The sequence below is a fragment of the Micromonospora sp. M51 genome (assembly GCF_018070305.1).
In the GTDB taxonomy this organism is placed as follows: Bacteria; Actinomycetota; Actinomycetes; order Mycobacteriales; family Micromonosporaceae; genus Micromonospora; species Micromonospora parva.
The window spans coordinates 13556-32485 of sequence record NZ_JAGPXZ010000004.1; the positions used below are offsets into that span (position 1 = coordinate 13556).

Below are 18930 nucleotides of genomic sequence, written 5' to 3' on the forward strand. Positions count from 1 at the left end.
TCTCCCGGGGGTGGAGGTGGTGTGCTCGCCCGGCTCGACGGTCGCCCCCCGGGCTCAGGCGTAGAAGCGGTACAGCCCTCGCGCGACGACCGCCGGCTTGCTCCCGCCCGCGATCTCGATCGTCTGGTCGACAGTGAGCTGGTAGCCGCCGGGAACCTCGACCACCTCGGCGACGGTGGCCCGCATCCGCACCCGCGCCCCGACCACCACCGGTGCGGGGAAACGCACCTTGTCGAGGCCGTAGTTCACCTTCGTGGTCACACCCTTGACCTCGAGCAACTCGGTCCAGAAGGGCACCGCCAGCGAGAGGGTGAGGAAGCCGTGCGCGATCGGCGCGCCGAACGGGCCGGTCTTCGCCCGTTCCGGGTCGACGTGGATCCACTGGTGGTCGTCGGTCGCGTCGGCGAAGAGGTCCACCTGGTCCTGCGTGACGGTGCGGTAGCCGGTGTGACCGAGGTCGGTGCCGGCGAGGTCGCCGAGCCGGTCGTAGGTGATGGTCATCGTCATGGCATGTGTCCTCTCGTCGTCACCGGGCGGCAAGGCCCAGCAGTCGGGCCGCGTTGTCCTTCAGGATGCCCGGGAGCACGTCCGGCTTGAGGTCGGTGCTCTGCACGTCGCGCAGCCACCGGTCGGGGGTGAGCATCGGGTAGTCGGTGCCGAAGAGCACCCGTCGCTTCAACAGCGAGTTCGCGTAGCGCACCAACTCGGCCGGGAAGTACTTCGGGCTCCAGCCGGACAGGTCGATCCAGGTGTTGTGCTTGTGCGTGGCCACCGACAACGCCTCGTCCTGCCAGGGCACCGACGGGTGCGCCATGATGATCTGCAGGTCGGGGAAGTCGGCGGCGATCGGGTCGAGCAGCATCGGATTCGACAGGCCGAGCCGCAGACCGTGACCGCCCGGCGTACCCGCGCCGATGCCGGTCTGCCCGGTGTGGAAGAGCGCCGGGACCCCCGCCCGCTCCAGCAGGCCCCACAGTGGCGCGTACTCGTCGTGGCGGGGATCGAAGCCCTGCACCGTGGGGTGGAACTTGAAGCCCCGGACCCCCTCCTCCCGGATCAGCCGGTCGGCGAGCTCGACTGCCGCTCCCCCGGTGCGCGGGTCGACCGACCCGAACGGGATGAGCACGTCGGCGTGCTCGGCCGCCGCGCGGGCGATGGCGGTGCTCGACAGCGGCTGGTGCTTCAGTTGCGTACGCGCGTCCACTGTGAAGACGACGGCCACCATCCGCCGCTCGCGGTAGTACTGTGCCACCGCGTCGACAGCGGGCCGTGGGCCGTCCGTCTTGAAGTACGCCGACGCCGCCGCCACGAGCGGCTCGGGCAGTGAGGTGTGCCCGTGGTCGTCGACCTCGATGTGCACGTGCATGTCGATCGCCGTGACGTCGTCGAGGTCGATCGCGGACTGGTACATCGGGCCACCCTCCGTCGGCGGGGCTGTTCGGGCCGGTCAGGACGTCGGGGGCTCGAACTCCTCGGGGAGTTTCGGGAAGCGTTCACCGACGCTCTGCGCGGCACCCGCGAACGTCGTCGGCCAGGCCTGCACGAGCGCGTCGTACGTCCAGCCGCCCTCGCGGTGCGCGGTCAGCGCGGCCTCGGGGTGGGTCCAGATCTGCAGGCGGTCGCCGCCGACCCCGATCACCTGCCCGGTCACTGAGGCCGCCGCGTCGGAGCCGAGGAACGCGACGAGCCCGGCCGCGTCGTCCGCCGTGCCGAACCCCAGCTCGTGCCGGAAGAACGCGGGCATCGGCTCGCCGTTCGCCTCGGCCCGCACCGCCGCGGCGAAGTAGGGGACGGTGGCGGTCATCGTTGTCGCCGCGACCGGTACGACGGTGTTGGCGGTGATGCCGGCCCGCTGGAGTTCGAGCGCCCAGGTACGGACCATGCCGACGATGCCCGCCTTGGCGGCGGCGTAGTTGGTCTGGCCGAAGGTGCCCCGCTGCCCGGTGGGTGACCCGACGCAGATGATCCGCCCGCCCTCGCCGGCCTGCCGCATGTGCCGCACCGCCTCACGCACAGTGGTGAACGTGCCGCGCAGGTGCACGTTGATGACGGTGTCGAAGTCGTCGTCGCTCATCTTCCACAGCACCGTGTCGCGCAGCACGCCGGCGTTGGTGACGAGGATGTCCAGCCGCCCGAAGCGCTCGACGGCCGTGCTGACGAGTTCCTTCGCGGTCTCGGTCGGGCCGACCGGTGCGACCACCGCGACGGCCCGGCCGCCGGACGCCTCGATCGCCGCCACGGCGTCGGCGGTGGCCTCGGCGTCGACGTCGTTGACCACGACCGAGGCGCCGCGGCGCGCCAACTCCTGCGCGTAGGCGAGGCCGAGACCCCGCCCGGCGCCGGTGACGATGGCGACTTTGCCGTCCAGTGCCATGAGGTGCTCCCTTTCGTCGATGCCGATCCGCGCACGAAGGTGGGGAGTAACACGCGCACCGGCAACGTAATGCAGAATTTGACCGGGCGTCAACGATTTGCAGTCTGTCTACATCAGACGGCAGGGCCGGTGGCGTTGTTCAGCGCCCGGGAGACCACCCGGCCGGCGGCCTGTACCAGCGGGGCCAGCGCCACCGGGTCGGCTCGGTCGTGGGCGACCACCAGTGAGATCGCCGCCACCACACCCTCCGGTACGCGGATCGGCGCGGCCACCGACAGGGCGTCCATGGTGACCTGACGGTCGCTGACCGCGTACCCGGCCCGGCGCACCTCGGCGAGGCAGCCGCGCAGCCGCCGAGGGTCGGTGATGGTCAGTTCGGTGTACCGCTCCAGCGGCGCGGCCAGCACCCGCTCCTGCACCTCGGCGGGCGCGTGGGCGAGCAGGACCAACCCGACCCCGGTGGCGTGCAACGCGAAGCGACCCCCCACCCGGGTGAGCACGGGCACCGCGTGCCGCCCGGCGATCCGTTCGATGAAGACGAGTTCGAGGCCCTGCCGCACGGCCAACTGGACGTTCTCGTGGGTCACCTCGTACAGGTCCTCCATCACCGGCAGGGCCAGCTCCCGCAGCCCCAGGCCCCGCGGAGCGAGCGAACCCACCTCCCACAGCCGCAGACCGATCCGGTACCGGCCGTCGTCGCCGCGCTCCAGCGCCCCCCACGCGACCAGCTCCGCGGCCCGCCGGTACACGGTGGGCAGTGGCATCCCGGTGCGCCGCGCCAACTCGCTCAGGGTCAACGCCGGGGTGGCCGGGCTGAACGCGTCGAGCAGCGCCAGCACCTTGCTCGTCACCGACCGCCCCGGCTCTGCGCGCACCCCGTCATCATCCCCGCCCACGCCGGGCGCTCACAGCTCCAGCACGAGTCGGGGCGTACGGGCCCGGGACACGCAGATCATCATGGTGTCGCCAGCGGCCCGCTCCTGCGCGGTGAGCAGGCTGTCGCGATGCTCCGGCACGCCGGCGAGCACCGGGGTCTCGCAGGTACCGCAGGTGCCCTCCCGGCAGGACGAGAGGACCTGCACGCCGGCCTCCTCCACCGCCCGCAGGATCGGCGTGCCCGGCGGCACCGTCACCGTCCGCCCGGAGAGCGCGAGTTCGACCTCGATCGTGGTGTCCGGCGCGCCGGTGTCGCCCCGCGCGGTGAACCGCTCGACGTGCAGGCAGCCGGGAGGCCAACCGCGGCACAGCTCCTCCACCGCGGTGATCAGTGGTTCCGGCCCACAGCAGTAGACGAGCCCGGTGCCGGGCCGGCCCAGCAACCCGGCCAGGTCAAGCAACCCGGTCTCGTCCTGCGGGTGCAGGCTCACCCGGTCGCCGTACTTCTCCCGCAGGGTGGTGGCGAAGGCCATGGTGGCGCGGGTGCGTCCCCCGTACACCAGCCGCCAGTCCGCGCCCGCGGCGTCGGCGGCGGCGACCATCGGCGCGAGGGGGGTGATGCCGATGCCACCGGCGACGAAGAGGTACCGCCGCGCCGGGACCAGGGGGAAGGTGTTGCGGGGTCCGCTCACCCGGACGGTCGCGCCGACGGTGAGCCGCTCGTGCACCAGCCGGGAGCCGCCGCGTCCGTCCGGGTCGCGCCGCACCGCGATCCGCAGCACGGACCGGTCCGCCGGGTCGCCACAGAGGGAGTACTGACGGGCCAGTCCGCCGCCCAACTCCAGGTCGATGTGCGCGCCGGGCGTCCACTCGGGCAGCTCACCGCCGTCGGCACGACACAGGCGCAGCGCCACCACGTCGGCGGCCACCTGATCGCGTCCGGCGACCACCAGTTCCACTCCGGTCAGCGCGTCCACTGTCACCCGCGCATCGCCAGCCGCCTCGGCGGGCCGGGCACCGGCACGGCCAGGCCCTGGTGGCCCTGCGGGTGGGCGAGCAGCCACTCCCACAACTCGACCGGTTCCTCGGCGAGGCGCTCGGCACCACAGTGGCAGATCCCGCGCAGGGTGTCGGTGCCGGGCACCCAGTGGATCCGGTAGACCCGCTCCCCGGTGAGCGTGCCGGCCCGGGACGTCACCGCGCCGCTCCCACCGTCCCCGACCCGACCATCCGGGCCAGCAGCCGCCGGGCGGCCAGGCCACCGGTGTCGATGTTGATGCTCAACTCCTGGTACCGGTCCGGTTCGGTCACGAGCACCTGCTCCAGGATGTTGAGCGCGGTCACGTCCTGCATGACCACCGTGTGGTTGCTGTGGTGCAGGTACTCACTGACCGACTCGTCGTCGATGGCGAAGTCGCGCGCCACCGCCCAGAAGTCATAGGTGGTGTGCTCCGTCGACGGGGTGATGGCGTACACGATCTCGGCGTGGAACGCCTCGCTGTCCTCGCCCTCGGCGGGCGGATAGACACCCTGCGGCGCGATGCGGCTGTGCAGGAGGTAGAGGCAGGGCGGGTGGTATTCGATGTCCTGCCACCGGGTGATCCGGCCCTGGATCCCGGTCGAGCGCGCGTAGAACGGCGGGCACTCGGCGTCGTCCATGTGCCGGCTGACGTAGACGATCGCCCGGTCCTCGTCCACCTCGGTGGTGATCGGGGTGTTCGCCACCTCCGGCGTGCCGATGTAGCCGCCGTGCAGGTAGGTCTCGTGGGACAGGTCCAGGAGGTTGTCCACCAGCAGGCTGTACCGCGCGTTCAGCGGCGCCATGCCCCGCACCACCGCGTAGCGCGGGTCGGCGAGCCAGGGTGCGCGGGGAATCGCGGCCGGGTCGGCCCGGTCCAGGTCGCCGATCCAGACCCAGATGAAGGAGTCCTGTTCCACCACCGGGAACGAGGTCACCCGCGCGGTACGCGGGATGCGCTGTTGACCGGGTACGAAGACACACGCACCGCTCGGGTCGTAGGTGAAGCCGTGGTAGCCGCAGACGATCGTGTCGCCGTCGAGCCGGCTCTCCGAGAGCGGGAAGCGCCGGTGCACGCACCGGTCGGCGAGCGCCACCGCCTTCCCGGCACCGGTGCGGTACAGCACCAACGGCTCACCGAGCACCGTGCGGGCGAGCAGGCCGCGCCCCACCTCACTGCCGTAGGCCGCCACATACCACTGGTTACGCGCGAATGCCATCAGACCGGACCTCCATGCGCACGGACGTCGATGGAGTCGCAGCATCGCGTGTGGTGCCCACGGTGGGGACTGGCGCTTTCACTGGGTGAAAGCCGAAGCGCTCAGCCCTCGCCGGACTTCTGCAACTGCCGCTGCTCGGCGCCCGACGATCGGCGCTCCTGCTCACCCGGCGGCCTCGTCCTGCGCCCGCATTCCGTGTAGGTCGTAGCTGAACTCACCGGCATCCAGCCGGGCCCGCAGCCGCGTCTCCTTCTCGATCCGACTCCGCGTCGCGGCGGCCACCTCGGCCGCACTCTCCCGCGCTACGACCACGGCACCGTCGGCGTCGAGCACCACCACGTCTCCCGGGTTGACGGTCGTCCCACCCAGGTGGACCGCGACGTCGAGCGAGCCCCGCGCCCGCTTGGTCGCGCCTCGGACCCGTTGCCATCGGGCCCAGATCGGCAGCCCGAGTTCCCGGAGCTCATCCACGTCGCGTACCGCCGCGTCCACCAGCAGGCCCGCCGCGCCAGCGACCTTGGCCTGGCTGGCCAGCAGCTCACCGATCAGGGCTACCGGGGCGGGCTCGGGCATGGTGAGCACGAGCACGTCGCCGGGGCGCACCAGCGTCATCGCCTCGTGCACGGCCCGGTTGTCGTCCTGACCGCAGCGGACGGTCCGGGCCACACCGGCGACCCGAGTGCCCGGAACGATCTGGACAAGGTCGACGTCGAGCAGGCCAGACCTGCCGGCAGCCTCGTAGACGGTCGCCACCCCGCCGGCAGCCAATGTCTCGATCACACCCGGTCCGACGACCGCCACGTCACGAAACTCGCTCACAGAGCCCCCACCACGTTCGGGATCAATCGCTGGAACGCCTCGGCCTGCCGAATGCCGGGGTCGCCGGTCACCCGGCGGGCGTGGTTACCACGCTGATCGGCCCGCTGCGTGTAGTAGTCGCGCAGGTAGCCCTGGGCGCCCATCGACGCCATCGCCTCCTGCTTGGCCGCCATCACATCGGTGATGTCGACGAAGACGGTGGGGACGAACCCACAAAGCTCGGGCTGGTGCGGTTCGAAGACCAGGAACTCCGAGGGCGGGGCGGTCCGGAAGCCGCTGGACACCCCGGCTCCCGCGGTGAGCTGCCGGGCGGTCGCCACTGCGGTGTGCGCCACCGGGTGATCCGGGTTGAAGGGATCGCGGTCCGGGTGGGTGACCACCACGTGCGGCGCGTACTCCCGCATCAGCGCGGCCAGGCGGTCGATGTCCTCGTCCCTGATCCGCAACGGGTAGTCGCCGAGATCGAACGTCTCCAGGCGGGCGCCGACCATGGCGGCAGCGCGCTCCGCCTCCGCGTGCCGCAGCCGCTTGACGTTCTCCACCGTCTGGTTCGGGTCTTTCCAGAGCTCGCCGGACTCGCCCCGTTCTCCGTAGGAGAGTGCCAGCACGACAGCCTCACCACCCGCCATTGTGTGTTTGGCGACCGCCCCCGCGGCCCGCCAGACGAAGTCGGCCGAGTGGGCACCCACCACAAGCAGTCGCCGCGCGCTCATGCTGGCACCGTCGCCTTGGGCATCGCCAGACGACGGGAGTTGACCACAGCCATGACGTGAATCTCCTCATCGGTGAAGCCGGCGTCGAGCAGGCGGTCGGCGAAGAGCGCCAGACCGTCCTCGACCGGCGGGTTGAAGGGTTGCCCGAGGTCGCTGGAGAGGACGGAGTGCGCCGTGCCGACCGCCCGGATGGTGGCGAACAGCTCCAGCCAGGCGACCTTGCCCGAGTGCGGGGTGGTGAAGCAGCGTTCCAACAGGGCACCCGCCTCGGCCAACTCCCGCTGCTGCTCGGCCGGCAGCCGCTGGGACGTGAACTCGGGATGGGTGACCACGATCCGGCGTACGCCCTCTTCGCGGGCGGCCCGGACGACGGCGACGATCTCGTCGCCACTCAGGTGTCCGGTGGCGAGTGTGATGTCGTGCCGGGCTATCACCCGCAGCACCTGGCGTACCCGCTCGAGAACGCGCCCTTCGTCGTCGACGACCTCGACCGGCTCCGGCACGATGCCCTGGCTGTGCAGATCGGCTTGGAACGCCCCCCACATCGCCGGCGTGGCACCCGGCAGGTCGGCGGCGGTGTTACGCCGCTGGTTTCCGGAGTCCACCGTCGGCATCCAGACGATGCGCGCGCCCTGCCGTGCCGCGACCTCAACGGCGACCGGGTTGATGCCGCCCATGGCGCCGTTGAGAGTGATCGCGCCGAGCGTGTCGACGCCGGGGACCACTTTGCGGACGACGGCCGCCCGCTCGGCCGTGGCCACGTAATGGGACTTGAGGACGAAACCGGCGAGCCCGACCTCGGCACACCGGTACGCCAGATCGACATCGTCGATCCGCCGCGCCATGACGTCAGGGGCCACGTGGACGTGCGTGTCGTAGGCACCGCGGACCAGGGCGCGGGCCCGGGCGGACGGGGCAGGGTGGTCAGACATCGTGCTCCTTCGAAGGTTCTCGCGGCTTTCCCGGACCGACTGTCCATTGTTGACAGCGCTGTAACTGCAGAAATGACTCCTTCGCAGAGCCCAGGGAAAGGAATCCGGGAACCGGTCCGGTGACAGTCATAGCGATCATCATCTACGATCATTCATCGGGAAGAGCACTGTGGACAGCCCCGGCCCGTGCGGTCTTTGTCGGCATGGCGCGCCGGCGCCTTCTCCGAGACTCTCAAGCTGGAGGCAGCACATGGTCAAGCGCTCTCGCGCCCTGGTAGTGACGTTGCTCGCCGCGGCCCTTGGCGTGACCGGTTGCAGCGGTTCCGATGACGCCAGTGGCGACCCGACCGGCGAGGAGACCGACAGGGTCGCCTACATCACCGCCTTCGGCGCTGTAGGTCGGGACGCGTTCGCCTGGGTGGCGAAGGAGAAGGGCTACTTCGCCGAGGCCGGCATTGAAGTCGACATCAAAGAGGGCGCTGGCAATCAGCAGAACCTGACGGCCCTCAAGTCCGGTCAGGTCCAGTTCGGTGCGCTCGACTTCACCGGTGCCGTGATTCAGGCGGGCAAGGGCGAGTTCACTGACTGGCGGGCCATCGCCGCCGTGCACCAACAGACGCTGATCTCGGTGATGACCACCGCGGACACCAACATCACCACCCCGAAGGACCTGCAGGGCAAGACGATGGCGACCGGCGCCGGGTCGGTGACCGAGCTGCTCTTCCCGGCCTACGCCCGGCTGGCCGGGTTCGACCCGAAGACGGTGAAGATCGAGGGCGTCCAGGCCACGGCGCTCAATGGACTCATGGCCAGCCGGAAGGTCGACGCGCTGGGTACCTTCCTGCTCAGCCGCAACGCGCTACAGGCCGCCTCCAAGAAGGAGGTGGTGGTGCTGCCCTACAGCGACTATCTGCGGGACCTTTTCGGCAACGCGATCATCACCACTCCCTCGCTCATCGAAAAAGACCCCGACCTGGTGCAGCGATTCACCGACGCGGTGCTCAAGGGGCTCCAGTACAGCATCGAGCACCCGGACGAGGCCGCGGCGATCCTCAACAAGGTGAAGCCCACCTATGCCGTGGCGGCGGGCAAGGGCGAGATCGAGGCGATGTCCCCGCACGTTCGCCCCGCGTCAGGCGCCCCGATCGGCTTCATGGATGAGAAGCAGGTGGCCCAGACAATCACCGTCCTACAGGGCGCCGACCTGATTCCGCCCGGCTTGACCCCGGAGGAGATCGTCGACCTGAGGTTCGTGAAGAAGTCCTGACGGAAGATCATCGTGCCTGACCGCCTCCCGCTGTCACAACGCTGGCCCCACGTCGGGCTGCCCGCGCTCGGTGCGGTGCTGGCGATCGCGCTCTGGTGGCTGGCCACCTGGGCCTTCGACATCGAGCCGTTCTTCCTGCCGGCACCCCCGGACGTGGTCGACGCGTTCGTCCGGCTCCCTGGCTACCTTGCAGAGCAGACGATGGTCACCTTCCTGGAGACCGTCATCGGGTTCGGGATCGCGGCCGTGGGTGGGCTCCTGCTCGCCGTCATGCTCGCCGCCTCCCGGACGGTCGAGCGGATGGCCCTCCCCATGATCGCCGGAATCAACGCGGTGCCGAAGGTGGCGCTCGCACCGCTGCTCCTGGTCTGGATCGGGTTCGGCTACGAAACCAAAGTCGTGATGGTTGTGCTGCTCTGCTTCTTTCCGATCCTGGTCTCGACCATGGCTGGGCTGACTTCGACCCCGAACGAACTCGGCGAACTCGCCCGATCCCTCTCCGCCTCGTGGTGGCAGACCTTCGTGAAGGTACGACTCCCGTGGGCCCTCCCGCAGGTCTTCGTCGGACTGAAGGTCGCGACCTCGCTGGCCATCATCGGCGCGACCATCGGCGAGGTGATCAACCCCGAGGCCGGCCTCGGCTCGGTGATCGCCAGTTCCGGCCAGTCCGCCGACACTCCACTCGCGTTCGCGGCGCTGACCCTGCTCGCGCTGATGGGCGCGCTGCTCTTCTACCTGATGGCCGGCCTCGAACGCCTCCTCGCCCCGTGGGCACGGGCGATCTCGTCGTAGTAGCGCGTTGTCAGGCTCTGTGGCGTTCGTAGCGGCTGCTTTGGCACCGGGACCGAGATGCCGCGCGGTGCGCGGGATGACGGTCGTGGCTCTCTCGCACGGGATGGTGTGGCTGCCGTGCCGGCGGCGCGGCAGCCACACCGGGCCTCACCTGTTCTGCTTCTCCTGGCACGGCACGCAGAAGCGGGCGTGCGGGAGAATCTCGAGCCGCTCGGTCGGGATGCTCCGGTGGCACCTCTGGCAGGCACCGTAGGTGCCGTCGCTGATGCGGCTCAGCGCACCGGTGATCTGCTCGATGGTCTGACGGGTGGCGGCCAGCAGCGCGGCCTGGTTGTGGGCCTCGCCCGGGTCGCCGGTGTCGGCGTTGAGCTCGGTCAGTTCCCGCAGCCGGGCCGTCTGGGCGGCGAAGTCGTCCGTCAGGGACGCTCGCATGTCGGCGAGCCAGGTCTGATCGATGGTGCGAGGATGATCGACACTCATGGTCTGCCCCTTCAAAGGGAAATGGACGGGAAAACAAAAAGGGCCGAAGCTTGGATAGCTTCGCCCTAGCGGTCGTTCTGGGTGTGCAACGACTGCGCGGGTGGGCCTCGGCCGGTTCGCACCGGGCTCGACATCCTGTCGGCGAGCGCGGTGTGCGGCGCGCGGACAACCGGCACCCGCATGTCGGCCTTGCGGCGTGTGACCGTCGGCACGCGGACAGCACCGCTCACCGCCACCATGGTGGCGGCGGGCGAGCGGAAGGTCACCGACGGCATGCCCCCACCATAGATTGGTGTCTGCGGTAAAGCCAACGTCTACGGCGATGCCTCAAGATCGTCCGGAGGCTGCTGCTTCGTCAGGTGGAGCAGCCACCCCTCGCCAGTGCGGATCAACGCGTATCGCCGGCTGCCGGTGCGGCCGTGCAGGGTGAACAGCATCCGGCGGTCGGTGCGATCGTGCTCCTCCCAGGTGCCGATGTCGGCGATCGACTTGTCGACGTCCTCGTAGGTGAGGTGTTCGAGGTCGTGGTCGGGCACGGCGATCGCGAGCCGGTTGTCGCCGGGGTTGTCCGGCAGACCGCGGGGCACCGCCCACGAGCGCAGCACGCCGTCCTCCTCGAGCCGCAGGTCGAAGTGCGGTCGCGGTTTGCGGTGGTCGTGCAGGACGAAGGCGGGTGCCACTGCCCCATTCTCGGCGCCGGACGGCCGTCCCGCCGGCCGACGCGAGCACCTCGCGGGCCCCGGGTGAGCGGAACGCCTGCGGCTCAGGAATTTTTGCGTGGCACGCATATTTGCGTGACGCGCAACTAGTGCTAACGTGGTGGCATGACGGGGCTGCGGGAACGCAAGAAGGCCGAGACACGGGCGGCGCTTGGCTGGGCGGCGATCCACCTCACCGCGGAGCGCGGCTACGACAACGTCCGCGTCGAGGACATCGCCGAGGCGGTCGGCGTCTCCCCACGCACCTTCAACAACTACTTCTCCAGCAAGGCCGAGGCGATCGCCTCGCGTCACCTCGACCGCAGCCTGCGCACCGCCGCCGCGCTGCGGGAACGTCCCGCCGACGAGCCGCTCTGGGTTGCGCTCACCCAGGCCGCGCTGGAGCAGTTCACCCGCGGCCCCGAGGTCGAGGCGATGCCCTCCCCCGACCACGCGCAGTGGGTCGCCGGTGTCCGCACCATGCTCGCCGAGCCCGCGTTGCAGGGCGAACGGCTGCGCGCCACAGCGGTCGCCGAGGCCGAGCTTGCCGCCGCGGTCGCCGAGCGAACCGCCACCGACCTCGCCACCGACATGTATCCGCGTCTCGTCGCGGCCGCCGCCAGCGCAGCCGTCGCCGTTGGCATGCAGCACTATCTGGACAGCGCCGACCCACCCACCCCGATCGAACACCTCATCACCGACGCCTTCACCCAGGTCGCCGCCGGCCTCCCTGCCCCGTCGCACTGAGCTGCCCCGTCGCACTGAGCCGCCCGTCGTCCAGGGCCCCACCTCACCCACCACCTCAAGCCGCGTCGCACCCCGCGGCGGGCCGGCCACGTGCCGCGCCTGCCGTGGTGATGACGCGCACCCCGAAGGGATCATCGTCATGATCGATGTCGTCATCGTCGGGGCCGGCCCCAACGGCCTCATGCTCGCCTGTGAACTGGCCCTCGCCGGCGTGCGCCCCGTCGTCCTCGAACGCCACGCCGCGCCCACCGGCGAAGCTCGCGCCAACGGCCTCGTGGGCCAGGTCGTCCGCCTGCTCGACCGGCGCGGCCTCTACGCGCGGCTCAGCGGTGAGAGCACCCCGCCGGTCCCCCAACCCGCCTTCACCTTCGGCGCGTTCCCGCTGGACCTCACGGTGCTCGCGGAGAACCCGCACTACGTGCTCGGGGTGCCGCAGGCCCAGCTCGAGGCCGCCCTCGCCGCCCGGGCCGTCGAACTCGGCGTCGACCTGCGCCGCGGCCACGAGGTCGTCGACCTCCACCAACGCCCCGACGGGGTCGAGGTCGACCTCGCCGACGGTACGCGGCTCAGCTGCCGTTTCCTCGTCGGCGCTGACGGTGGCCGCAGCGCGGTACGCCGTCTGGCCGGCATCGACTTTCCCGGTGTCACCAACGACCGGTCGGTCTCCCGCACCGCCACGGTGACCGTGCCCGCGTCATCAGTCGACCCCCAGACGGGCGGTCTGCGCGTCCCCGGCTACGGCGTCGTCCCACCGTTCCAGCACACCCGCACCGCCCGTGGCCTGATCGCCTGGGCCCCGTTTCCCGGCCGCCCGGCGATCCTGAGCACGACGGAGTGGCCCGACACACCGACGGACGACGAGACCCCGATGGACCTGGCGGAGCTGCGGGCCAGCGTCGCCCGGGTGCTCGGCGCCGACATTCCCCTCGACGCGCCTGACGGCCCCGGCCTGCTGCGACGGTTGACCGGCCGCAACACCCGCATCGCCGCCCGCTACCGCGCCGGCCGGGTGTTGCTGGTCGGTGACGCCGCGCACGTACACCCCGCGATCGGCGGCCCCGGCCTCAACCTCGGCCTGCAGGACGCGGTCAACCTGGGTTGGAAACTCGCCGCCACCGTGCGCGGCTGGGCGCCGCAGGGCCTGCTCGACACGTACGAGACGGAGCGTCGCCCCGTCGCCGAACGGGTCGTGATGTCCACTCAGGCGCAGTCGGCGCTCATCGGCCCCGGCGACGAGATCACCGGCCTGCGGGAACTCTTCGCCGAACTGCTGCGCAAGCCGGAGGTGACCGGGCACATCGCCGCGCTGATGTCCGGCGCGGACATCCACTACCCCGCCGACCCCGCCGACCCGTTGGCCGGTCGTTGCGCCCCCGACGTGATCGTGCACGGCGACCACGGGCCGATGCGCCTCGCGGAGCTGACCCGCACCGCCCGGCCACTGCTGCTGGACTCCACCGGCGCCTACGCGGACGTCGCCGCGCCCTGGCGGGACCGCGTCGACGTGGTCACCGGGCAACTGGAGGGCACGACCGCCGCCGCGTTGCTCGTGCGCCCCGACTGCTTCATCGCCTGGTCCGCCGGGAACGTCGACACGCTGCGCGCCGCGCTGGCCCACCACTTCGGCAACGCACGATGACCACCGGGCACGGCCACCAGCGCACCCTGCCGGTCCGCGCCGACCCGGCTGAGCCCGCGCCGACCCGGCCGGGCGCGCGCCGACCGCCTCGGCTTCGGCCGTCGCCGCTCGTGCCCCTGCCAGGCTCCCGTTCAGTGTCCGTACGCGTGGTGCGCCTTCCACTGCTCGACCGGAGTGAGCGGAACCGCAGCGGGCCGCTCCGGCATCGTGCTCAGCTCGATCCGCTGGCCTTCCGCCGCCGACCGGAGCAGGCTGGTCATCGTTTCGAGGACGTGCAGCGCGACGTCGCCGCCAGCGCGCGGCGGACGCTGATCGTCGGCCCTGACCAGGTCGATCAGACCGATGCCCCGGGATCCGTCGGCGTAACCGGCCCGTGGTTCCAGAGCGCGCCATTCGGTGTCGCCGAGGGCGAAGAGGCGGACCTCGCCGTCGAAGTAGTTCGGGTCGGGCACGGCGAGCGTGCCCGCCTCCCCGTGCACCTCGATCGGTGCGGCCGTCGTCTGGACGCCGTCGAAGCTCGTCGTGATCGTGGAGAGCGCACCGTTGACGTGTTCGAGCACGCCGGTGAGGTGGGTGTCCACCCCGACCGGGATCCGCTGACCGGCGCGCGGGCCCGAGCCGATGACGCGCTCGGCGCGCAGGCGGCTGGCGGCTCCGGTCACCGCGCGGACCGGCCCGAGCAGGTGGATGAGCGCCGAGACGTAGTACGGCCCCATGTCCAGCATCGGGCCGCCACCCGGGGCGTAGTAGAAGTCGGGGTTGGGGTGCCAGCGTTCGTGCCCCGGGGTGACCATGACGGCCGACGCGGACATCGGGCGCCCGATCAGCCCGGCGTCGATCGCCGCCCGTGCCGTCTGCGTGCCGGTGCCGAGGACGGTGTCCGGCGCGCACCCGACGCGGACGCCGGCCGACGCGGCCCGCTCGATGGTCGAGCGCCCGTCCGGGAAGGTCACGGCGAGCGGCTTCTCGACGTACACGTTCTTGCCCGCCTCGATCGTGCCCAGCGAGATGTCGGCGTGCGCTGCGGGGATGGTCAGGTTGAGCACCGTCTGCACGTCCGGGCGGGCCAGCAGACGCTCGACGCTCATCGCCTCGGCGCCGGGGATGGCGGCGGCGACCGCGGCCGACCGGGCGGCGTCGAGATCGGCCACCGCGACGATGCTCACCTCGGGGTGGTCCGCGAGTGTGTCCAGGTAGACGTGGGAGATGACCCCGAGACCTACGACGCCGACGCGGTGCGGGTCGCCCACAGCATCCCCCTCTCGATGACGGTACGAACGCTCGGGTGCTCCAGCACGTCCAGGCTGTGCCCCGGGGTCGTCACGACGACGCGCCCGGCACCCCAGAGCCGGGTCCAGATCGCGGGCGAGGTGACCGGCCGGTGCCATGGATGCCAGGCCTGGGTCGGGTGGGTGGTCTCGGCCAGTACGTCGATGAGGTCGTCGTGCAGCACCCAGTACTGCTCGGTGACGAGGTCGAAGTCCTCGATCCCCGCGGTGATCGGGTGTTCCCGGCCGAGGTCGGTGACGCGCACCGTGTGCGGCAGGAAGTTGTCCTCCGGGCCGCCGTGACGTTCACACGGCTCCAGGCCCGGATGGGTGGCGAACTGGCCGCCCACCAGGTGCAGGTATTCCGCTGACGCGCGGAACGAGTCCACGATGCCGCCGTGCCAGCCGGTGAAGCCCGTGCCGGCGACGACCGCCGCGCTGAGACCCGCCACCTGCTCCGCGGTGATCTGCGACATCGTCATGCACTGCACGACGAGGTCCGTCTCGGCCATCGCGGCGGCATCGGCGTAGACCTCCGTCGACTCCTCGACCCGCACGGCATAGCCGCTGCGTTCGAGGAAGGGGAGGAACAACTCGGTCGCCTTGACCGGCTGGTGCCCCTCCCACCCGCCGCGAACCACCAGTGCCCTCTGCTGCGTCACTCTCGCTCCCTCCCACGGTCCGTCACCACCGGGCTGGCCGCTCCCGCCCCGGCGGCGCACCGCCGATGCCCGTGCGCGTCGAGCACCTCACCGTACCCGTGGTCGCCGACAAACCGCCGTCCGTCGGCCTTCGAATTCCACTGTGCACGGTCTGCATACGCGGGCCACCGACGACATGGGTACGGGACCGGCACAGAGGTGCCGGTCCCGCCGGATTGGACCGCCACGGCGTTGCCGGGACGTCACGTGCTCACGACCCGGCAGCGGGGCGGTCAGCTGAAGTAGGCCCAGCTGGAGCAGGCCGTGAAGTCATAGCCGTCGACGTAGTAGTTGGTGCAGGCACGGAATGCCCTGATCTTGCTGCCCGGGTCCTTCGATGCGCTCTGGCCCCGGCCGACCTGCAGCGAGCCGCTGCCGCCGTTCGTCAACTGGTACTCGACCGTGCCACCGGTCGCCTCGCGCTCCTTGCCGGAGTACACCCACACCCAGGCGGTCCCGCTTCCCGGGTTGTTGTCTGCCTGCGCCTGCGTCTGGTGGTGCGAGATCGAGGCTGCCGCGAAGGCCGGCTGCGCCATCGTGACGGTGAGGGCGGCGGCCACGGCCGTGGCAACACCCACCCTCTTGACCAGCGCACTCTTGCTCATGTTCTTGACCCTCCCTGTTGGCGCCAGAGCGCCCCGTCGTCATCGGATCGCCACACGGCCCACAACCGATCTTGGTGTGGGCCGTGTGGATCATGGCATCGCGACCCACTCCGGATCGTGAATGGCAACAGGCCAGGCAGTGAACGGTCGGGCGGGCCGGTGTCACGCCCGAGCCGGGTCCGGCAACGCGCAGGCGGTACCGGACGACGCAGGGCGGGCCGTGCGGGACGAGCGAGGCGACGGGGTCAGTCGAGCACCGACTCGCCGCCCGGATAGGCGAACGACGCGCGCGGTGAGTAGAAGCCCCAGACGATCTCCAGCGGGTCGGCCGGGCGCAGCGCGTACACCGGGTGGTCGGGGTCGAGGAACTCCAGCGACTCGACGGCGAACGGGTCGACCGGCTCCGCCACGAACGGGTAGTTGCCGCTGAGCAGCCGGCCGTCCAGCCGGGTGAGGTAGCGCAGCTGGCCCCGGTTGACGGCGTCGCCGGTACGCCCGACGCGAGCCGTCGTCCTGATCACGGGTACGCCGTCCGCCTCGGTGGTGGCGACCAGCCGATGCCCGCGTACCTCGATGGTGGTCTTGCCCGGGGTCGCCGGCACACCCCGCGCGGCGGCGTACGCCCGCACGTCGGGGCTGGAGTTGACGTAGTGCGTCCACCAGCGACCGGGCGTGACCCCGTCGGGAGCGTCGACCCCGGCGAGGTCCGGCCCGATGTACGTCAGGGAGTACGCGCCGAAGCCGGAGGTCTGCCCGGCCTCGTCGACGACGTACTGGTTCATGAAGACCTGGCGGTTCGGTGCCGGCGTGAGCCCGTCAGGCACCAGGGCGGCCACCGCGTCGGGGTCGGCCGGCAGCCAACCGAAGTAGATCATTCTGCTGTTCACGACGAGCTGCGGAGCGACGAGTTCGGTCATCAGGGTCCTTCCGCCGGGCAGCGTTCCGTAGCCGCGACGCTACGGAGCCGCCCGACGCCCGGACAACGACGGATTGCCGACATGGAACCGGTCCGCGGCGCGGACCGGTCCGCACTGTCCGGACGACCGTCAGACGGTGGTACGCGACCATTGCTGGTTCGCGCCGGTGTTGCACGTGTACTGCTTGAGGACCACCCCGTCCGCTGTCGACGCGGCCGGTACGTCCACGCACTTGTTGCTGTGTCGTGCCCGCAGTTGGAAGTAGCCGCCGTTGGTGACCAGCTGGAACTGCTGGTTGGTGCCGCCGCCGCAGGTGTACTGGATGAGTTCGGCGCCGTCGGCGGTCGACGCGCCCACCACATCGAGGCACTTTCCGCTGTGCCGGCTGATGATGCGCCAGTAGCCACTGCCGGCGTCCTGGAACTGCCACTGCTGCCACGCGTTGCCGCCGTACGTGTACTGGCCGACGCGCGCGCCGTTGTCGGTGTTCGGTTGCTGGACGTCCATGGCCTTGCCGCTGTGCCGCGCGGTGATCCGGTAGAACGTTCCCGTCGCCGGCGGAGGCGTGGTGGGGCCGCCGCCGATGGTGTCGCCCCACGCGTACCGGATCTGGTCCGCGCCGGAGGTGTTGCGGATGCTCAGGTTGAGGTCGGTGCCGCTGCCGCTGAGGGCGAACATCGAGTACCAGTCGTAGCCGATGGTGCCGGGCTTGCCGCCGAGCGCCGGCCAGTAGGTGCCACCCATCTGGTTGTCCCGCATGACCTGCGACATGGCGCGGATGTGGCGCACGAAGTTGTCGGTGCTTCCCGCGTCGGCGTAGTTGCGGCCGTCGTTCATGGGTGCGCCGAACTCGGTCGCGACCGCACGGGAGGCGCAGTTGCCCAGGCGGGTCTGGATGTGGCTGCGGAACGCGTCGTAGGTCATCGCGCCGTAGAAGAAGGCGTAGTGGTGGAAGGACAGCAGGGTCGAGGTGAAGCGGCTGTCGTTGCAGATGTCGCGCAGGTCCTGGCTGAAGCCGGTGCCGCCGATCAGCACCCGGCTGGGCACCGCCGAATAGTGGTAGCTGAGCCAGTTCGCCGCCACGGTGCGCCACTCGGCAGAGCTGTATCCGTGCGGTTCGTTCATCGGCTCGAAGTAGACGTTGGTGTTCGAGCCGTACGTGTTCGTGACGGTGGACCACATCGCGTTCCACGCGGCGAGGTTCGTGATCCTGCCGCCGGAGGCCGCGCCGTCCTCCCAGTAGGCGAGGATGACTTTGAATCCACGGGCGGTGGCCGCGTCGATGGCACCCCGGTACGCCTCCCACCACGCCGTCCCCACCGTGTGGGTGTTGATGGGCAGCCGGACGGTGTTGACGCCCATGGCGGACGCCATGTCGTCGTAGAGGGCGTTGGCCTTGGCCCGCACCGTCGCGTTGCTGTCGGACGAGCTCAGGCCCTGCACGACCAGCGGCCCGGTGCTGAAGTTGTCACCCAGAACCGCCCAGTTCATGCCTCGGAACTGGTTGGTGGCCGCGGTGGCCGGCGATGACGCGACCACGACGCCCACCAGCACGGTCAGCGCGGCCAGCAGGGCGGACAACACCCGTCGATGTGGTGCCACAGTCGGAACTCCTTGAACAGGGACCAGGGTCAGCTGGTCACGCGGAAGGTGGCGTCGGCGCGGCTCTGCGCGTCGGTGACCGGGTCGAGCCGCAGCAGGTAGGCGTAGTGCCGGAGGTAGCGGTCCGGATGGCTGTAGGACTGGAACGACGTCCACGAGGAGTTGGCCAGGCCGGCGACCTGGCGGAAGGTGGCGTCGGCGGCGAAGGCGGCACTGCCGTCGTTGGCTTCCAACCGGAAGTCGAACCCGTAGTGGCGCAGGT

General features: G+C 70.7%; 23 protein-coding genes. 4 read left to right on the plus strand and 19 right to left on the minus strand.

Annotated features, from left to right (window positions below; all coding sequences use genetic code 11):
• Window positions 1-54 precede the first annotated feature (54 nt).
• The 10 genes from KBX53_RS00555 to KBX53_RS00600 form a co-directional block, all read right to left on the minus strand.
• A complete protein-coding gene (locus KBX53_RS00555; protein ID WP_030330716.1) occupies window positions 55-507 on the minus strand; it encodes a MaoC family dehydratase in 453 nt (150 codons plus the stop codon).
• A gap of 19 nt (window positions 508-526) precedes the next feature.
• Window positions 527-1411: an amidohydrolase family protein gene (locus KBX53_RS00560; protein ID WP_030330717.1), complete on the minus strand. Its 885-nt coding sequence runs from the start codon at window positions 1409-1411 to the stop codon at window positions 527-529.
• Window positions 1412-1447: 36 nt separating this feature from the next.
• Complete coding sequence (locus KBX53_RS00565) at window positions 1448-2374, minus strand: SDR family NAD(P)-dependent oxidoreductase (protein ID WP_210857441.1); 927 nt, start codon at window positions 2372-2374, stop codon at window positions 1448-1450.
• Between the two features lie 113 nt (window positions 2375-2487).
• Window positions 2488-3249 carry an IclR family transcriptional regulator gene (locus KBX53_RS00570; protein WP_210857442.1) on the minus strand — a complete coding sequence of 254 codons (762 nt, stop codon included), beginning with the start codon at window positions 3247-3249 and terminating at the stop codon, window positions 2488-2490.
• A gap of 30 nt (window positions 3250-3279) precedes the next feature.
• Entirely contained in the window at window positions 3280-4233 is a 954-nt protein-coding gene (locus tag KBX53_RS00575; protein WP_307857729.1) for a PDR/VanB family oxidoreductase, read from the minus strand.
• Window positions 4230-4448 (minus strand): hypothetical protein, encoded by a 219-nt coding sequence (locus KBX53_RS00580; protein WP_210857443.1) that lies wholly within the window; start codon window positions 4446-4448, stop codon window positions 4230-4232. Before KBX53_RS00580 ends, KBX53_RS00575 begins: the two co-directional genes overlap by 4 nt.
• Window positions 4445-5488: an aromatic ring-hydroxylating dioxygenase subunit alpha gene (locus KBX53_RS00585; protein ID WP_210857444.1), complete on the minus strand. Its 1044-nt coding sequence runs from the start codon at window positions 5486-5488 to the stop codon at window positions 4445-4447. Before KBX53_RS00585 ends, KBX53_RS00580 begins: the two co-directional genes overlap by 4 nt.
• Window positions 5489-5650: 162 nt before the next feature.
• Window positions 5651-6307 (minus strand): 4-carboxy-4-hydroxy-2-oxoadipate aldolase/oxaloacetate decarboxylase, encoded by a 657-nt coding sequence (locus KBX53_RS00590; RefSeq protein WP_210857445.1) that lies wholly within the window; start codon window positions 6305-6307, stop codon window positions 5651-5653.
• A complete protein-coding gene (locus KBX53_RS00595) occupies window positions 6304-7020 on the minus strand; it encodes a PIG-L deacetylase family protein (protein WP_210857446.1) in 717 nt (238 codons plus the stop codon). The genes KBX53_RS00590 and KBX53_RS00595 overlap by 4 nt, the downstream gene beginning before the upstream one ends.
• Window positions 7017-7952 (minus strand): DUF6282 family protein, encoded by a 936-nt coding sequence (locus KBX53_RS00600; protein WP_210857447.1) that lies wholly within the window; start codon window positions 7950-7952, stop codon window positions 7017-7019. The genes KBX53_RS00595 and KBX53_RS00600 overlap by 4 nt, the downstream gene beginning before the upstream one ends.
• A 169-nt stretch (window positions 7953-8121) precedes the next feature.
• Between KBX53_RS00600 and KBX53_RS00605 the strand changes: the two genes are divergently transcribed.
• A complete protein-coding gene (locus tag KBX53_RS00605) occupies window positions 8122-9219 on the plus strand; it encodes an ABC transporter substrate-binding protein (RefSeq protein ID WP_245233591.1) in 1098 nt (365 codons plus the stop codon).
• 12 nt (window positions 9220-9231) lie between these two features.
• A complete protein-coding gene (locus tag KBX53_RS00610; protein WP_051708303.1) occupies window positions 9232-10011 on the plus strand; it encodes an ABC transporter permease in 780 nt (259 codons plus the stop codon).
• A 147-nt stretch (window positions 10012-10158) separates the two neighbouring features.
• Here the strand turns inward: KBX53_RS00610 and KBX53_RS00615 are convergent, their stop codons facing one another.
• The 3 genes from KBX53_RS00615 to KBX53_RS00625 all read right to left on the minus strand — a co-directional run bounded on the left by KBX53_RS00615 (window position 10159) and on the right by KBX53_RS00625 (window position 11171).
• The gene (locus KBX53_RS00615; RefSeq protein WP_030330739.1) at window positions 10159-10491 is read right to left on the minus strand and encodes a TraR/DksA C4-type zinc finger protein; all 333 of its coding nucleotides are present in this window, start codon (window positions 10489-10491) and stop codon (window positions 10159-10161) included.
• Between the two features lie 65 nt (window positions 10492-10556).
• Entirely contained in the window at window positions 10557-10766 is a 210-nt protein-coding gene (locus KBX53_RS00620) for a hypothetical protein (RefSeq protein ID WP_210857448.1), read from the minus strand.
• Window positions 10767-10805: 39 nt separating this feature from the next.
• On the minus strand, window positions 10806-11171 hold the full coding sequence (locus tag KBX53_RS00625) for a DNA polymerase ligase N-terminal domain-containing protein (RefSeq protein ID WP_210857449.1): 366 nt from the start codon (window positions 11169-11171) through the stop codon (window positions 10806-10808).
• Between the two features lie 144 nt (window positions 11172-11315).
• Between KBX53_RS00625 and KBX53_RS00630 the strand changes: the two genes are divergently transcribed.
• Together KBX53_RS00630 and KBX53_RS00635 are read left to right on the plus strand one after the other, a co-directional pair.
• Complete coding sequence (locus tag KBX53_RS00630) at window positions 11316-11936, plus strand: TetR family transcriptional regulator (protein ID WP_210857450.1); 621 nt, start codon at window positions 11316-11318, stop codon at window positions 11934-11936.
• A 139-nt stretch (window positions 11937-12075) separates the two neighbouring features.
• Window positions 12076-13575, plus strand: a complete 1500-nt coding sequence (locus KBX53_RS00635) for an FAD-dependent oxidoreductase (protein ID WP_030330745.1) — start codon at window positions 12076-12078, stop codon at window positions 13573-13575.
• 131 nt (window positions 13576-13706) lie between these two features.
• Here the strand turns inward: KBX53_RS00635 and KBX53_RS00640 are convergent, their stop codons facing one another.
• The 6 genes from KBX53_RS00640 to KBX53_RS00665 all read right to left on the minus strand — a co-directional run.
• Window positions 13707-14825 (minus strand): Gfo/Idh/MocA family protein, encoded by a 1119-nt coding sequence (locus tag KBX53_RS00640; protein WP_210857451.1) that lies wholly within the window; start codon window positions 14823-14825, stop codon window positions 13707-13709.
• A complete protein-coding gene (locus tag KBX53_RS00645; protein WP_210857452.1) occupies window positions 14795-15505 on the minus strand; it encodes a ThuA domain-containing protein in 711 nt (236 codons plus the stop codon). Before KBX53_RS00645 ends, KBX53_RS00640 begins: the two co-directional genes overlap by 31 nt.
• A 272-nt stretch (window positions 15506-15777) precedes the next feature.
• A complete protein-coding gene (locus tag KBX53_RS00650; RefSeq protein WP_030330749.1) occupies window positions 15778-16149 on the minus strand; it encodes a hypothetical protein in 372 nt (123 codons plus the stop codon).
• A gap of 245 nt (window positions 16150-16394) precedes the next feature.
• A complete protein-coding gene (locus KBX53_RS00655; RefSeq protein ID WP_210857453.1) occupies window positions 16395-17066 on the minus strand; it encodes a hypothetical protein in 672 nt (223 codons plus the stop codon).
• 129 nt (window positions 17067-17195) lie between these two features.
• On the minus strand, window positions 17196-18668 hold the full coding sequence (locus KBX53_RS00660) for an RICIN domain-containing protein (RefSeq protein ID WP_309140683.1): 1473 nt from the start codon (window positions 18666-18668) through the stop codon (window positions 17196-17198).
• Window positions 18669-18697: 29 nt separating this feature from the next.
• A partial coding sequence (locus KBX53_RS00665) for an AbfB domain-containing protein (protein ID WP_210857454.1) occupies window positions 18698-18930 on the minus strand: 233 nt, incomplete at its 5' end.